The organism is Prauserella muralis, assembly GCF_003202285.1.
GTDB lineage: Bacteria > Actinomycetota > Actinomycetes > Mycobacteriales > Pseudonocardiaceae > Prauserella_B > Prauserella_B muralis.
In genome coordinates, this window is record NZ_MASW01000007.1 from 29,263 (window position 1) to 42,172 (window position 12,910).

The 12,910-nt window shown below is 70.6% G+C and carries 12 protein-coding genes; 5 read left to right on the forward strand and 7 right to left on the reverse strand.

The genetic code is table 11. The features are described 5' to 3' along the window. The first annotated feature begins 5 nt into the window (after positions 1-5). From BAY60_RS29670 to BAY60_RS29680, 3 genes are read left to right on the forward strand one after another with little or no spacing between them, the layout of a single operon-like run. Positions 6-1,301 carry a styrene monooxygenase/indole monooxygenase family protein gene (locus BAY60_RS29670; protein WP_112284722.1) on the forward strand — a complete coding sequence of 432 codons (1,296 nt, stop codon included), beginning with the start codon at positions 6-8 and terminating at the stop codon, positions 1,299-1,301. Next, positions 1,298-1,813, forward strand: a complete 516-nt coding sequence (locus tag BAY60_RS29675; protein WP_112284723.1) for a flavin reductase family protein — start codon at positions 1,298-1,300, stop codon at positions 1,811-1,813. The genes BAY60_RS29670 and BAY60_RS29675 overlap by 4 nt, the downstream gene beginning before the upstream one ends. A 17-nt stretch (positions 1,814-1,830) precedes the next feature. Next, a complete protein-coding gene (locus BAY60_RS29680; protein WP_112284724.1) occupies positions 1,831-3,270 on the forward strand; it encodes an aldehyde dehydrogenase family protein in 1,440 nt (479 codons plus the stop codon). Between the two features lie 152 nt (positions 3,271-3,422). Here the strand turns inward: BAY60_RS29680 and BAY60_RS29685 are convergent, their stop codons facing one another. Continuing rightward, the gene (locus BAY60_RS29685) at positions 3,423-4,739 is read right to left on the reverse strand and encodes an MFS transporter (protein WP_112284725.1); all 1,317 of its coding nucleotides are present in this window, start codon (positions 4,737-4,739) and stop codon (positions 3,423-3,425) included. Between the two features lie 92 nt (positions 4,740-4,831). On the opposite strand from BAY60_RS29685, the gene BAY60_RS29690 reads away from it, so the two are divergent. Continuing rightward, entirely contained in the window at positions 4,832-5,761 is a 930-nt protein-coding gene (locus tag BAY60_RS29690) for a LysR substrate-binding domain-containing protein (RefSeq protein WP_112284726.1), read from the forward strand. Between the two features lie 44 nt (positions 5,762-5,805). On the opposite strand, the gene BAY60_RS29695 is transcribed toward BAY60_RS29690, so the two are convergent. The 6 genes from BAY60_RS29695 to BAY60_RS29720 are packed head-to-tail and all read right to left on the reverse strand — an operon-like array spanning position 5,806 to position 12,056. Next, positions 5,806-6,618, reverse strand: coding sequence for an alpha/beta hydrolase family protein (locus tag BAY60_RS29695; protein ID WP_112284727.1), 813 nt, complete (start codon positions 6,616-6,618; stop codon positions 5,806-5,808). Continuing rightward, positions 6,615-8,006 (reverse strand): MmgE/PrpD family protein, encoded by a 1,392-nt coding sequence (locus BAY60_RS29700; RefSeq protein WP_170160610.1) that lies wholly within the window; start codon positions 8,004-8,006, stop codon positions 6,615-6,617. Before BAY60_RS29700 ends, BAY60_RS29695 begins: the two co-directional genes overlap by 4 nt. Continuing rightward, on the reverse strand, positions 7,993-8,352 hold the full coding sequence (locus BAY60_RS29705; RefSeq protein WP_112284729.1) for a DUF4387 domain-containing protein: 360 nt from the start codon (positions 8,350-8,352) through the stop codon (positions 7,993-7,995). The genes BAY60_RS29700 and BAY60_RS29705 overlap by 14 nt, the downstream gene beginning before the upstream one ends. Continuing rightward, positions 8,349-9,725 carry an acyclic terpene utilization AtuA family protein gene (locus tag BAY60_RS29710; protein WP_245992875.1) on the reverse strand — a complete coding sequence of 459 codons (1,377 nt, stop codon included), beginning with the start codon at positions 9,723-9,725 and terminating at the stop codon, positions 8,349-8,351. The genes BAY60_RS29705 and BAY60_RS29710 overlap by 4 nt, the downstream gene beginning before the upstream one ends. Positions 9,726-9,730: 5 nt before the next feature. Then, positions 9,731-10,702, reverse strand: a complete 972-nt coding sequence (locus tag BAY60_RS29715) for a phosphoglycerate dehydrogenase (RefSeq protein WP_112284730.1) — start codon at positions 10,700-10,702, stop codon at positions 9,731-9,733. A 55-nt stretch (positions 10,703-10,757) separates the two neighbouring features. Continuing rightward, positions 10,758-12,056, reverse strand: coding sequence for an MFS transporter (locus BAY60_RS29720; protein WP_112284731.1), 1,299 nt, complete (start codon positions 12,054-12,056; stop codon positions 10,758-10,760). Positions 12,057-12,167: 111 nt separating this feature from the next. Here BAY60_RS29720 and BAY60_RS29725 point away from each other — a divergent pair, with 111 nt between their 5' ends. Continuing rightward, on the forward strand, positions 12,168-12,908 hold the full coding sequence (locus BAY60_RS29725; RefSeq protein WP_112284732.1) for a GntR family transcriptional regulator: 741 nt from the start codon (positions 12,168-12,170) through the stop codon (positions 12,906-12,908). Positions 12,909-12,910: the final 2 nt, after the last annotated feature.

The following is a 12,910-nucleotide window of genomic DNA, read 5'->3' on the forward strand; positions in this document are numbered from 1 at the left end:
TAGACGTGCGTTCGATCGCCATCATCGGTGCCGGGCAGGGCGGGCTGCAGCTCGCGTTCGGACTGCTCAGGGACGGCTACGAGGTGACGGTGTACTCCGACCGTACTCCCGAGCAGATCGCCACCAGCCGGCTTCCGTCGAGTGCGGGGCTGTTCGGGCGGGCCCTCGATCGGGAACGCAGCCTCGGCATCTGCTTCTGGGACGGCGAGCAGCCGTTGATCGAGCAGACGTTCGCCAAGATCACCGACCCCGAGGGCAACGTCGCGGTCGCGTTCGCGGGCCGGTTCGCGCAGTACGGGCAGTCGGTCGACCAGCGCCTGAAGTTCAGCACCTGGCTGGAAGCCTTCGCCGGACGCGGGGGCAAGGTCGTCTACGGCGAGGTCGGCCTGGCCGGTCTCGACGAGATCGCCGCGGCGAACGACCTCACGATCGTCGCTGCCGGGAAGGGCGACATCGCCAAGATCTTCGCGACCGACCCGGCCCGGATGACCTACGAGCGCCCTCAACGCTCGATCGGCATGATCGCGCTCGTCGGGACCGAACACCCGTGCCCGGACGGCGTGTCCTACAACATCCGGCCCGGCGTCGGCGAGGCCTTCGGAATTCCGATGCTCACCGCGGCCGGACCGGCCGTCACCTGGGTGATGGAGGCGCTGCCCGGTGGCCCCATGGACCGATGGTCCCAGGCCACCACGGCCGAGGAGATGCTGGAGCTGACGAAGCGCACGTTCGCGGACTTCTTTCCCTGGGAGGTGGACCGCTACGCCGGTGCGCGCATCTCGGATCCGAACGGGTGGTTGTGCGGTGCGGTGCCGCCACTGGTGCGGGAACCGATCGCCACGCTGCCGTCGGGCCGGACGGTGGTCGGCATGGCCGATGTCCTGGTGCTCAACGACCCGTGCTGCGGTCAGGGTGCGAACAACGCCAGTGCGCACGCGGCGGTGATGCACCAGCTGATTCTCGACCGTGGCTCACAGCCCTTCGACGAGCCGTGGATGCGGGCTGCCTTCGACCGGTTCTGGGAGCAGGCCCGGCACCCGACGAGGTTCACCAACACGATGCTCGCCTTCAACAGCCCCGGCTCCGTGCCGCCCCAGCACGCCACCGAGCTGCTCGCCACCGCCGTCGACGTGCCGGAGGTGGCCAACCGTTTCTGCAACGCGTTCAACGATCCGTCCGACCTCGAGAACTTCTTCTACGATCCGGCACTGACCAGCCGCTTCCTCACCGAGGCACGGGAACGTCACGAGCTGCGGCTGCGTGGACGCGCCGGCCTGGCCGCGGTGGGAGGCACGGCATGACGACTCTCGAGGAACACGCCCTGGCTCCCGCGGACGACCCGCGCCGCTACCGGCGCTCGCTCGGCTGCTTCCCCACCGGCATCACGGTCATGACCGCCGCGCACGGGGGCACCCGAGTTGGTGTCACCGCGAACTCGTTCGCTTCCGTCTCGCTCGAGCCCCCTCTCGTGCTGTGGGCACTGCGGGCGGACTCGCCGAGCCTGCCCGTGTTCCGGCACGCCGGACACTTCACGGTGAACGTGCTCGCCTGGCATCAGGAGGACCTCTCCCGGCGCTTCGCCACCCCCGCCGATGACAAGTTCGCGGGCCTGAACGTCACCGAAGGGTGGGGCGGGGCGCCACTCCTCGACGGATGCGCCGCGCGGTTCGAGACCCGCCTCGCGCACCAGTTCACCAGCGGAGACCACGTACTGCTCGTCGGCGAAGTCCTGCGCTACAACAACTTCCACCGCGAGCCTCTGGTCTTCGTCCGGGGCGGGCACCGCTGGCTCGATCAGCCCGGCATCGGCTGAGCACGAGAGGATCCTCCATGCGAAATCAGCTGTTCATCAACGGCGAGTGGCGTACCGGGCGTGCGGGCTGGTTCCCGACGCTCGACCCTGCCACCGGCAAGACCATCACCGAGGTCGCCCACGCCAGCCACGAGGACGTCGACGAGGCCGTCGCCGCCGCGGCGGCGGCCTTCACCGCACCGGAATGGGCCGCCATGCCGCCCAGCACGCGTGCGCGGCTCCTGAATCGCCTCGCGGACCTGGTCGAGGCTCACGCCGACGAGCTCGCCCTGCTCGAGACCACCGACCAGGGACAGCCCCTCTCGGTCTCGGCCGGAATCGCCATACCCAACGTCGTCGAGCACCTGCGCTACTACGCCGGATGGGCCACCAAGATCACCGGCATCACCGCACCACTGTCCATACCGGACGTCGACTACCGGACGCGGCGGGAACCACTCGGCGTCTGTGCTCTCATCACCCCCTGGAACTTTCCGCTGACCATCCTGACGTGGAAGCTCGCGCCCGCCCTCGTCACCGGCAACACGGTCGTGATCAAGCCCGCGGAACAGACGCCGCTGAGCACGGTGCGGCTGGTCGAGCTCGCCGCCGAAGCAGGCTTTCCGCCGGGCGTGCTCAACCTCGTCCTCGGCGGGCCGGAGATCGGGCAGGCGCTGGTCACCCACCCCAGGGTGGCCAAGGTCTCCTTCACCGGCTCCACCGAGGCCGGCCGTGAGATCGGCGCCGGCGCCGGGCGTGCACTCAAACGACTCTCCCTCGAACTCGGCGGGAAGACCCCCAGCATCGTGACCGCCGACGCCGACATCGACGCCGCCGTGGCGGGCAACCTCATCGGCGGCACCGTGAACTCCGGGCAGGTTTGCGCCGCGTGCTCCCGCCTCTACGTCGACCACCGGAGAGCCGACGAGTTCGTCGACAAGCTCGCCCGTGCCGCCCGTTCGCTCAAGCTCGGCCCCGGCACCGACCCGGACACCCAGCTGGGTCCTCTCGTGTCGCAGGAGCACCTCGAACGGGTCGACTCGCTGGTGAGATCGGGTGTCACCGAAGGCGCCGAGCTCGTCACGGGCGGCGCCCGTGCCGACGGTGACCTCTCCGACGGCTACTTCTACGAGCCGACAGTGTTCACCGGCGTCCGGCAGAACATGCGCATCGCCCGCGAAGAGATCTTCGGCCCGGTGCTGCCCGTGCTGCCCTACGAGTCGTCCGAGGACATCGCCGAACGGGCCAACGACTCGGACTTCGGCCTCGCCGCGGTGATCTGGTCCCGGGACATCACCACCGCGAACCGCCTCGCCGCGTCAGTCCGCGCGGGTACCGTCTACCTCAACATGCCGCCGATGCTCGACGCCGCCGCGGCGTGGGGCGGCACGAAGGCCTCGGGCATCGGCAGGGAGATGGGATGGGAAGCCATCCTCGCCTACACCGAGGTCAAGAGCATCTGGACAGCGCTGGCGTGACCACCCGGCCGCACCGAGCTCCCCAATGCGGCATTCGTAGCGTTGAACGCTACGAATGCCGCATTGGTGGCGCTGAACGCTACAAATGTGGCATTGGGGAGCCACCTGCCGCGGCAGGAGGACCGCGTCAGCTGCTCGTCGGCCCGGCAGGCTCAGCCGCGCTTCACTCGCGTGCGCCGGGTGAGGTGGGCCAGGCAGGCCAGGCACACCACGGCCATCACGGTCAGGTACGCGCTGATCGGCGTCGTCGAGTTCCAGGTGACGTACAACGCGGTCGCCACGGTCGGGGCGAGCCCGCCGCCGAGGATGGAGCCGAGCTGGTAGCCCAGCGAGGCGCCGCTGTAGCGCACCTCGGCGGAGAACAGCTCCGCGAACAGCACCGCCAGGGGGCCGTAGACGATGGCCAGGAACACCGCGAGTCCGATGATCGCCACGAGGATCAGGGCCGGGCTGGCCGTGTTGACGAGCGGGAAGAGCGCGGCCGCCCAGACGATCTGGCCCGCCGAGCCGAACAGCAGCACCGGCCGCGCCCCGTAGCGGTCACACAGCAGGCACGCGATCGGGGTCACCACCAGCCACACGGCGGATCCGGCCACGATGAACGCCAGGATCGTGCCGCGGTCCAGCTCGAGCACCGTGGTCGTGTACGACAGCAGGTACGCCATGAAGATGTAGCCGAGAGCGTTGTTTCCCGCGAACGCACCCGCCGCCACCAGCACCTGCTTGAGGTTCTTGCGCAGCACGACCAGGACCGGCAGCCGCTCCTGCCGGCCGGCCGCCTTCACCTCCTGGAACGCGGGGCTTTCCGCAATGGACAGCCGGATCACGAGTCCCACCGCCAGCAGGACGGCACTGGCCAGGAACGGCACGCGCCAGCCCCAGCCTGCCATCGTCTCGGGCGACAGCGACGCCGTCATGACGAGGTAGACCAGGCTGGCGAGTACGAACCCGCCAGGAACACCCATCTGCGGGAAGCTGCCGTAGAACGTGCGCCGCCGCGGCGGCGCGTGCTCCACCGCCATGAGGACGGCGCCACCCCATTCGCCGCCGACGCCGACACCCTGCAGCAGGCGCAGCAGCACGAGCAGGATCGGCGCCCAGACCCCGATCGTGGCGTAGGTCGGCAGCAGCCCGATGCCGACCGTCGCGAGTCCCATCAGCATCAGCGACGTGACGAGCATCGACTTGCGGCCGACCCGGTCTCCGAAATGGCCCATCACCACGCCACCGATCGGCCTCGCCAGGAACCCGACCGAGAAGGTGGCGAACGAGGCCAGGGTGCCCGCCAAGGGCGAGAAGCCGGGAAAGAACTGCGGGCCGAACACCAGCGCCGCGGCCATGCCGTAGATGAAGTAGTCGTACCACTCGACCGCGGTGCCGATGAAGCTGGCCATGGCGACCCGGATCGGCCGCACCGTGCGTTCCGAGGTTCGTCTGGTGGTGCCCTGGTGGGCATCGAGCGGGCTCATCATGTGTCTCCTCATCGTCGGGGAGCCGGTCGCGGGTTTACAGTGAGTCGCGCCCCTACCTCAGGTAAAGAACAGAATTCCGGGAAGCAACCGTGGAAAAGCTGAGCAATCTCCCTGGCTTCTCGCTGCGGCAGCTGTGGTACTTCGTCGCCGCGGCCGAGGAAGGCACGATCAGCGCGGCCGCGAATCGCCTTCACGTGTCGCAGTCCGCAGTGTCCCTTGCGCTGGGCGAGCTGGAACGCGCGCTGAAGGTCCAGCTGTGCGTCAGGCGCAAGGCGCACGGCATCACGCTCACCCCGAGCGGAACCCAGGTGCTGCAGCAGGCCAGGGCCCTGCTGCGGCAGGCGGAGGACCTGGAGGAGACGAGCGCAGGCGACTCGGCGGACCTGGCGGGCAGGCTGGCGCTGGGCTGCTATCTCACGCTCGCGCCCACGGTGCTGCCCCGCCTGCTGCATGGCTTCGGGGCGCGATATCCGCGCGTGACGATCGACTTCACGGAGGGCACGCAGGACGCGTTGCAACGCCTGCTCCTCGCGGGCGAGCTCGACCTCGCCGTGCTCTACGACATGGAGATCCTCCCGGAGATCGCCCAGGTCCCGCTGTATCACCGGCGGCCACACGTGCTGCTGCCCGCCGACCACAGGCTGGCCGGCGAACCCGAGGTCGCGCTGCACGATCTGGCCGACGAGCCGATGGTGCTGCTCGACGCACCGCCGAGCTCGCACCACACGCTGCGGCTGTGCACGGACGCGGGCGTCAAACCGATGGTGCGCCACCGCACGAGCAGTTTCGAGACGGCTCGCGCGCTGGTCGGCCGTGGCCTCGGCTACGCCATGCTGATCCAGCGCCCGGCCAACGACCGCACCTACGAGGGACTGCCCGTGGTGTCCAAGTCGATCTCCGAGCTCTCCGGCTACGCGGTGTCGGTGCTGCTGGCCTGGCCGCGGCACACCCGGCTCACGCGGCGCTCGGCGGAGTTCGTCGCGTACTGCGAGGAGGTCTTCGCCGGTGAGTCGTCCTGAGCCGTGCCCCTGGCCTCACGCGCCGGACGCTCTCCCGCCGCTGGTCAGCGCTGGCCGGCCAGGTGGTCCGCGAAGAACTCGGTGACCGGCGGGCGGGTCCCCGGGGCGCTGTGGCCGACGCCGGGGACCACGACCTTGCGAACCACGGTGCCGTGTCGTGCCAGGCTGTCGCCAAGGCGGTCGAGCTGTTCCGGCCGGCTGTGGCCGGAGTACCCCATGGCGGCCAGGTCGGCCCGGCCGTCGTCGTCGCCACCGACGACGAGCAGCACCGGCACCGTGGCCACCGCGCCGGGGTCCACGGTGATGCCGAACCGCTGGGCGGTGCCGCCGGTGCCCGCCGGCCAGGTGAAGGACTGATCCAGCAGCGTCACACTGCCCGGTGCGCTGACCGCGACGGCGCCGACCCGGTCCGGATGCAGATAGAGGAAGCGGTGGGCGAACTGCCCGCCGCCGGAGTGCCCGCACAGCAGCACGGTGTCGACCCGGGCGTTCCACCGGAGCCGGACCTGCTCGAGGATGTCGAGCACCACCAGGTCGAACCGGATGCCGTGGGCCTCGATCAGCTTGTAGTCGTGCACGTCGTCCGGATCGTCGATGCCGGCCGGGAACAGCGGAGTCACGACGATGACGTTGTGTTGCTCGGCGAAGGGAATGAACCCTTCGCGCAGCTCGCCGACGTTGCGCCCGGTGCCGTGCACGGCGACCATCACGGACGTCTCGCTGCCGGGGGTCCAGCGCTGCGGGACGTAGGCGCAGTAACTGCAGCGCGGCTCCCCCGGTGCGGCGAAGAAGGGCGTGCGCTTGGTGAGCAGGCGACGGCCGGGATGCGCCGCGGGCAGGTCCTCCACCCGGATCACAGGCCCTCCCTGGTGGCGTCCTCGCCGTCGACGGCGAGGACGCCGGTGAGCGCGGAGACCGTCGCCGCGCGGTCGATGGTCCAGATCGCGTCGAGCATCCGCCGGCACCGTCGCTCCGAGGCCAGCGGCCGCACCAGTGTCGTGAACTTCTCCTCGAACTGCTCGTCGGTCATCGGCGTCCGGCGGCCGCCCGGCGCGTCGCGGACCTCCCGGACGAACTCCTCACCCGAGGCGAGCCTGACGGTGACCCGGTTGGGGATGCGCTCCGGCAACATCGCGGTGAGGGCCGGGTCCTCGCGCACCTCGACCCGGTCCAGCAACGCGCCGACCACAGGGTCGGCGAGCGCGTCCGGGTCGTAGGAGGACGGCGTCAGCGTCCCGTCGACGAGTACGCGCGCCACGGTGTACGGGAGGCTGTGGTCGGCGGTCTCGCGAGTGGACGGACGCCACTTCTCCGGGTCCTTGCCCAGGATCGTCCAGCCGATGTCGGTGGTGTCGACGACGATGCGTTCGACGGCGCGGAGATCCGGGATCCGCTCGCGCACGGCGAGTGCCGCCCACACCGCCGTCTGCATCTCGCCGTTGGTGGGCAGGAGTTTGGTCAGCGTCCTGCACACGGCGTAGGTGCTGCCGGCGGTCCGCGGGAACGTCGGCGGCTCCAGGGTGAAGGAGCCGCTCACCTGCCGCATGAACCCCATCTCGCCCTCGAAGATCGGCGCGGGGCCGGTGAAGCCCTCCCGAGCCAGCCAGGCGGCGAACACGCCGTTGCGGGCGGCGTTCGGCGCCGAGGAGCTCTTCCACGCGGACAGCTGTCCTGCCCTGACCTGGCGCAGCGCGATGTGGCCGTTCAGGGCGATGTTCACCGCCTGGGCCAGCTGCCGCGCGTCGAGGCCCATGAGCGTGCCCGCGGCGAGGGCCGCCGAGACGAGCACGTAGTTCGCGTGGTCCCACCCGCGGCGGTAGAGGTTCGCGGCGTCCTGCAACCGCACCTGCACCTCGTAGGCGAGCGCGATCGCCGTGACGAGGTCGCGCCCCGAGCGCCCCTCGGCCTCGGCCACCGCCAGGCAGGCCGGGATGTTGTCACTGGGGTGCCCGGGCTCCAGGCCGAGGTAGCCGTCGTTGAAGTCCAGGTGCCGCACCATGGTTCCGTTGACGAATGCGGCGACGTCGGCGGTGGTGGAGTCGTCCGTGCCCAGCACCGTGGACGGCCCCGGCGGGAGGGCACGGGCGAGCCGCCGCGCTGCCCGGCTCGGCTCGGCGGTCAAGGCTCCGAGCCCGCAGCCGAGGGTGTCGACCAGGCGCTGGCGGACGGTGTGCACGGCGTGGTCGCCGAGGTCGGTGAAGCGCAGCGCCGCCGCCCAGGAGCCGAGGTCGTCAGCGATCGCCACGATCGGCACCGCCTCGCTGCGGGGCGACCCGGAGGCGCGCGAGCGGGACGTGGTGCTGACCCGCATGCATGTCCCGGTCCCGCAGCGATCCCTGACTCAGCCTGCGGGGGAAGGAGATCTTCACGACGTTCAGCGACGGGATCCGAAAGATCTGGACCGTGCTCTCCTCGACCCGGTACAGCCGCGCGACGGTCCGCTCGTTGAGGAACGACTCGTCGGCGACCATCCGGTAGCCTTCGGCGTCGCGCAGGAAGACCTCCATGGTGACCCAGAACGGGCCTGCGTTCTTGGACCGGACCTCGTGGGCGAGATCCGCCAGCGTGGGGCCGGTCGTGCTGTCAGTCATCGGTCTTCCCCCATCTCCATCCGGAACAGGCTCGTCGGGCTGTCGCAGTCGACCACGTGGTTGAGCACGAACTCGTACGCTGCGCCGCGCTCGACCTCGGCAGGCGAGGACGCGAAGGCCAGGCTGGGCAGGTAGTCCATGCCCGGCGTCGGCAGGTGCAGCAGCAGCGGGTTGGCGACCTTGGCCACGGCGGTGGCCGTCGCCTGGTCCGGCGCGTTGACGAGCAGCATCACCCCCACCTCACGCGGCGGCCCACTCTCGGGCTCCAGCTCGTCCAGCACCGCGTTGTGACCGTAGAGGCGCAGGTCGAAGGCGTACTCGTCCGGCAGGAGACCCAGCGTCTGCTCCACCCGCTGCGTAATGATCGTGCGCATCAGCTCCGCCCAGGCGTCGATGTCGGCGAGGATCAGCGGGTCCCGGATCGCCGAGAACGACAGGGTCTCGTAGCCGGTGATCCGCGCACCCTCCAGCTTGACCGTGTACTGGTCGGCGACATGGAACCGCGAGCCCTCGACCCGCACGATCCGGTCGTCGACCGCGGTGTAGCGCGCGTCCCGGACGTCGAGGGTGCCGTCGGGCTCGCGCATCTCGAACGGGTTCGCGGTCTCGTAGAGCATGTGCGCGGCCACCGAGATGGGCGTGCACGACACCGTGGGGTCGAGCGGCTCGATGGTGAAGCCACCGGCGTCGATGGTGGCCAGGACGCCCCCGGCGCGCGGGTCGGTGGTGCACTGACCGCCGCACTCGACGATCTTGGCGGCGTGCCAGGTGGGCCCGGCGGGCATCCCCTGCATCAGGGGGTAGGCCGCCGCCACGGCCGTGTCGGTAGCGCGGCCCGCGAACACCACCTGTGCGCCTGCCCGGAGGGCCTCGACGATCGGTTCGTGGCCCATCGCGCCGACGATGTGGGTGCAGCTTTCGAGGGTCTCGGCCCGCAGCTCCCCCAGCGGTGGCAGGGGGTGGATCCGGCCCGCGTTGAGGTGCTCCTTCAACTCGGCCGCGTTCTGCTCGCTGTAGATCCTCGCGACCGGAAGGTCGAGACCTTCCTCCGCCATGACCTCGGCGGCGATCCCGGCGACCCAGTCGACGCCGCTGTCGGTCCCGCTCGTGCCGCACGAGCCCACGATCACCGGTATCCCCGCCTCGGCGGCGGCCGTCAACAGGCTGCGCAGGTCGCGGGCGACGGCCTTGGCCGTGGTCTTGGGCGTCGCGGAGCCGAGGTAGTAGGGACCGGAGTCCGTGGATCCTCCGTCGATGCTGATGACGTCGGCCCCCAGCGCGATGCCGCGTTCGACCGTCGCGTGGTCCCAGCCCGCGCCGAGCATGCCGCTCGGCGTCAGCACTCGCACGGACGTCACCGGTTCGTTGTCCATGTTCCTCATTTCTTTCCCTCGGGGATCAGCTCGGCGTTGACCGCGAACCGGGCCCGGCCCTCCAGCGCGGCCACCAGTTCCTCGGCTCCGTGGCGGCCCGCCGCGGCCCGCGCCTCGGCGGTCTGTCCGGCCAGGTGGGAGTAGACGACGATGCCGTCCACGTCGCGGAGCGGGCTGCCGGGCGGAAGCGGCTCCTCGCGTACGACGTCCAGCGCGGCGCCCGCGATCCGCCCCTCCCGTACGGCCGCGACGAGCGCCGCCTCGTCCACGATGGGTCCGCGTGCGGTGTTGACCAGCAGCGCGGTCGGCTTCATCCGGGTGAACGCCGCCGCGTCCAGCAGGCCCCGGGTCCGGTCCGTGAGTGCCGTGTGGATCGAGACGTAGTCGGAGGTGGCCAGCAGCTCGGGCAGTTCCACGAAGCGCACCGCGGGGTCGCGGCGCAGCCGCGGCGGCACGCCGGTGGTACAGATCACGGTCATGCCGAACGCGCGGGCCAGTGGGACCACCGCCCGCGCCGAGGCCCCGTAGCCGATGAGCCCGAGCGTGGCACCGCGCAGTTCGTGCCCGTCCTCGCGGGGCCAGGATCCCTGCGCCACACCCCGCGCGGACTGCACCAGTCGCCGGGCCCCCGCGAGCAGCAGACCGAGGGTGTACTCGGCCACGGCGTTGGCGTTGATGCCGGGCAGGTTGCTCACGGTGATCCCGAGCCGGGCCGCGGCGGCGACGTCGATGGAGTCGTAGCCCACGCCCGTCCGCACGATGACGCGCAGGTGCGGTGCGCGGGCGAGGACGTCGGCCGTGAACGGTTCGTTGGCCACCAGGGCGGCGTCGATCCCGGCGAGCGCCGCCACGAGCTGCTCGGGATCGCGCCTGCCGACCAGGGGCAGGTGCACGGTCTCCAGGCCGGCGCCTCGCAGGAACCGGTCGACGTCGTCGCCTGGGTGAAGGTAGTCCGTCGTGATCAGAACGCGAGGCACGGGTTTCCTTCGGTGGACGGTGCGAAGCGGTCGGGCCTGATGCGGGCGAGCGTCCTCACAGGACACCCCCGGCGGCCGCCCGCCGCTGCAGGACGCTGACCCGCGCGACCGCCAGCACGGCGACGAGCGCGACGACCGCGACGTTGAGCAGCAGCAGATGCCAGCCCGTGAGGTCGACCATGCCGCCGACCAGCGCAGGTCCGAGGAAGCCGCCACTCACCCAGCCGACGGTGTAGAGCCCGGTGTAGGCACCGACCACCCGGTCCGACGGGGCCAGGTTCCACAGCACGACCACGGCGTTGACCAGGAACGACGACGCGCCCGCCGCCGCGACGCAGAGGCCGACGACCGCGCCGGTGGGCGTCTGCACCGCGGTGCCGAGGACCATGCCGCCCGCGAAGACCGCCATCCCGATCATCATCACGCGCAGCCGCCCGAAGCGTTCGGCGAGCCTCGCCACGGGATAGGCGGCGAGCAGGAAGGCGACGCCGCTGGGCAGGGTCAGCCCGCCCGCCTCGCCGCGGGACATGTTCAGCGCCTCCATGCCGTACGGCGTCATGAGTGCCCGCGACGCGGCCCACGCGCCCCCGAAGAGGAGGATCGACACGATGAGCAGCAACCTGCTGCGGTCCCGGTCCTTGGCGATGTCGCGCACGATGTCGCGCACGCGAGTCCTGATGGGCACGCCGGACGAGGCCGCACCGTGCCGCTCGCGCTCCACTTCGCGCTCCTCGGCGACCGCGGCCTGGTAGGCGGGCGAGGTGTTGTCCCGCAGCTTCGCGGCGACCACGGCCACGGAGACCACCATCAGGATCGCGGGAACGGCGAACGACAACCGCGGAAAGTCGTCGATCATCAGGATGCTGATGAGTGCCGCGACCATCACCGTGAGACTCGCGGCGATCTTGACGGCCGCGTTGGCGCGGCTTCGCCGCTCGGGCGGAACGAAATCCGGGAGCAGGGCTTCGGCGATCGGCTTGAACGAGTTGGCCACCAGCGCGTAGCTGAACATCACCAGGATCAGCAGCGGCAGCGTGGCCGCGGCATGCGGGATGGCGAGGAACAGCAGCGCCGCCAGCGGCATCCCGACGACCAGGTAGGGAATGCGCCGTCCCCACGAGGTGCGGGTGTTGTCGGACCGGTTGCCCATCCATGGCTGGATGAAGATGCCGAGCAGGTTGTCCATCCCCATCAGCAGGCCGACGAGTGCGGCGCTGGCGATGTGCTCGCGGAGCAACGGCGGGACCTGCGAGTCGTAGAGATTCCACGTCGACTCCTGGGCGAAGACCGCCAGGGCCACGAGGAACGTGATCCGCCCTGTCCGGGCGGGCTGCGTGCTCACCGTCGTCGCCATCCGGCACCTTCCCTTCACCACGACCGTTGTGGCGACCGCTACCGTACTTTTGCTATAGCAAGATGGTCAATAGTTTCGGAGAGTTTTTGCCATGGCAGCTAAGGTGATGCCATGGCGAGTGAAACGTTGAAGGGCCTCACGGCCGACACGCTGGCCGACCGCGCGTACCGCGCCATCCGTGACGCGATCACCACCGGCGAGCTGCGCCCGGGTCAGAAGGTCACCGAACGCGGGCTCGCCGAGCGGTTGTCGGTCAGCCCGACGCCGGTGCGCGAGGCCATCCGCCGCCTCGAACAGGACGGCCTGCTCGAACGGACGGGGCCACGGACGGTGCAGGTCGCCGCGTTCGGCGACGTCGCGATACAGGACCTCGCCGAGGTGGAGGTCGCGCTGCGCGGGATGGTCGCCCGCTTCGCCGCGCGGCATGCGTCCCCGGCCCAGCTGGACCAGCTCGACGCGGTCCTCGACGAGGCCGACGACCTGCTGATCCTCATCAAGCAGCGCCAGAAGGCCGGGCAGGATCTGTCGCGGCACCTGGGCCGGCTGCTCGATGCCATGCAGCGCTTCAACGAGGTCGTCGAGTCGTGCGCCCACAACCCGGTTCTGGTGCGCCTGCTCGGCCAGACAAGGGTGTTCTCCTGGCCGGAGCGGCGGGCCAGGCTGCTCGAGCACATCAGCAAGAACGACAGGTTCGGCCTCGACCGCTACGGGAGCCATCGTGCGCTCGTGCGGGCGCTGAGGGTGGGCGACTCCGCGGCGGCCGAGGCGCTCGTCATCGAGGACGCGCGGGGCGGGCTCGGCGACCTGCTCGCCGCGCCCACGACACCGGCGTCCTCCACCCAGCCATCCTGAGA